This window comes from Leyella stercorea (genome assembly GCF_021531655.1).
Window position 1 is genome coordinate 1 of record NZ_JADYUF010000111.1, and the last position, 746, is coordinate 746.

The 746-nt window shown below is 47.1% G+C and carries 1 protein-coding gene; it reads left to right on the forward strand.

What is annotated here, in order from left to right:
* The coding region (locus I6E49_RS14245; RefSeq protein WP_235403141.1) for a transposase at positions 1-746 on the forward strand (746 nt) is incomplete at both ends.

The following is a 746-nucleotide window of genomic DNA, read 5'->3' on the forward strand; positions in this document are numbered from 1 at the left end:
TTCATGCACATGAAGGAGGATGCTATAAACGACGGGCTGACAAAACCCGGGTACAATCTTCAGATTGCAACCGAGAACCAGTTCATCACCAACTTTGCATTGTTCCCCAACCCTACAGACACCCTTACCTACATCCCATTCATGGAGTCGTTCCGTGAGCGTTACGGACACTTTGCGTCAACGGAAGTGGCAGACTCTGGTTATGGTTCCGAGGAGAATTACGAGTTTATGGAGCAGAACGGCACCGCTGCCTATGTGAAATACAACCGCTTCCATATAGAGCACCGTCCGCAGTATGTACCGGATCCGTTCCGCTCGGAAAACTTCTATTACAACAAGAAGGAGGACTATTGCGTTTGTCCGATGGGACAACACATGACACGCACTGGAACCAGCCACAAGGCAAGTGCGAGTGGATACGTCTCCAATAGGGCAACATATACAGCACAGAACTGTGAAGGATGTCCGCTACGTTGTCTGTGTTTCGATGCATCTGGGGACAGACGTGTGATTGAACGGAATCACAAACTGGAAGCTTACAGACAGAAAGCTAGTGAACTGCTCACCTCAGAGGAAGGTTTAAGGCATAGAGGCAAAAGATGTATTGAGCCGGAAGCTGTTTTCGGACAAATTAAATACAACATGGCATATCGTCGTTTTCGCCATATCGGTGTAGACAAGGTCAAAATGGACTTTGCCTTCTTTGCCATTGCCTTTAATATAAAGAAAATGGTGGCAAAAATGAC